This window comes from Mesorhizobium sp. B2-7-1 (genome assembly GCF_006440735.1).
Lineage (GTDB): Bacteria > Pseudomonadota > Alphaproteobacteria > Rhizobiales > Rhizobiaceae > Mesorhizobium.
In genome coordinates, this window is the sequence record NZ_VFUA01000220.1 from 1 (window position 1) to 1565 (window position 1565).

Annotated in this window: 2 protein-coding genes; both read left to right on the plus strand. The window is 66.6% G+C overall.

What is annotated here, in order from left to right; genetic code table 11:
* Nucleotides 1-36: 36 nt before the first annotated feature.
* The gene (locus FJ471_RS34550; protein WP_140811547.1) at nucleotides 37-1059 is read left to right on the plus strand and encodes a LacI family DNA-binding transcriptional regulator; all 1023 of its coding nucleotides are present in this window, start codon (nucleotides 37-39) and stop codon (nucleotides 1057-1059) included.
* Nucleotides 1056-1565: NAD(P)-dependent oxidoreductase (locus FJ471_RS34555; protein WP_281408555.1), on the plus strand; the 510-nt coding region annotated here is incomplete at its 3' end. The genes FJ471_RS34550 and FJ471_RS34555, both read left to right, overlap by 4 nt.

Consider the following 1565-nt stretch of genomic DNA (forward strand, 5'->3'; position numbering starts at 1 on the left):
TTTAAACAATTTAAAGACCCTGGGGAGCGAAGGGCACTGGCACAGAAGATCAAGCTTTCGACGATCGCGGATGCGCTCGGCGTCTCCACGGCAACGGTATCGCTGGCGCTCCGCGACAGCCCGCTGGTCGCAGGCTCCACGCGCGAGCGTATCAAGGAGCATGCCCGCGCCATCGGCTATATCTACAACCGCCGCGCCGCCTCGCTGCGCACCTCGCGCTCCGGCATTGTCGGCGTCGTCGTGCACGACATCATGAACCCGTTCTTCGCCGAGATCCTGCGCTCGATCGAAAGCGAGCTCGACCGCAGCCGCCAGACCTTCATCCTGTCCAATCATTACGACCAGCTGGAAAAGCAGCGCACCTTCATCGACACGCTGCTGCAGCTCGGTGCCGACGGCGTCATCATGTCGCCGGCCATCGGCACGCCGGCCGAGGACATCATCATGGCCGAGGAAAACGGCCTGCCGGCGGTGCTGATCGCGCGCACCGTCGCCGGCGCCGACGTGCCGGTGTTCCGCGGCGACGATGCCTATGGCACCGCGCTTGCCACCAATCACCTGATCTCGCTCGGCCACAAGCGCATCGCCATGGTCGGCGGCACCGACCAGACGTCGACCGGCCGCGACCGCTACCAGGGCTATCTCAACGCCATGGAGGCGGCTGGCCTGGAGGTGAAGCCGTCCTGGCGCATTCCCGGGCCGCGCACCAAGCAGGCGGGGTTCGAGGCCGCGGGGCAGTTTCTGGCGCTGAAGGACAAGCCCACCGCCGCTTGCTGCTGGAACGACCTGGTCGCGATCGGGCTGATGAACGGCATCGCGCGCGCCGGCCTCGTGCCGGGCGTCGATATCTCGGTCACCGGCTACGACGATCTCGAGGAGGCGGCAATCGCCACACCGGCCCTGACCACGGTCTGGAACGGTCAGCGCGAGGTCGGCCGCCGCGCGGCGAGCGCCTTGCTCGACAAATTGAACGGTCAGGCGGTGCGGCCCTCGCAGGAGCTGATCAAGCCGGAGCTGCATGTGCGGCAGTCGACCGGCAAGCCGGTGGAGCGTGCATGACCAGCGCCGGAGGAAATTTGCCGGTCGCCATCCTGGTGCCCGCCGATTTCAACGATCATGCCGTCGGCCGCATCGACAAGGTGTTCAAGCTTGTGCGGATCGAACGCGCCGACCCGGCGCTGGTGACGGATGAGATGCGCGCCACGGTGCGTGGCATCGCCTCCTACGCAGGCATCAGCGCGGCGATGGTCGATGCGCTGCCCAACCTCGAGATCATCGCCAGCTTCGGTGTCGGTTACGATTCCGTCGACGCCAATCACGCGGCGAAGCGCGGCGTCATGGTCACCAACACGCCGGACGTCCTGACCGAGGAGGTCGCCGACACCGCCATCGGCCTTTTGATCAACACCGTGCGCGAGCTCTACGCCGCCGAGAAATGGCTGCGCGACGGCGACTGGGTGGAAAAGGGCAATTATCGCCTGAGCCGGCTCACCTTGCGCGGCCGTAGCGTCGGCATTTTCGGCATGGGCCGCATCGGCCGTGCCGTCGCCCGTCGCCTCGAAGCC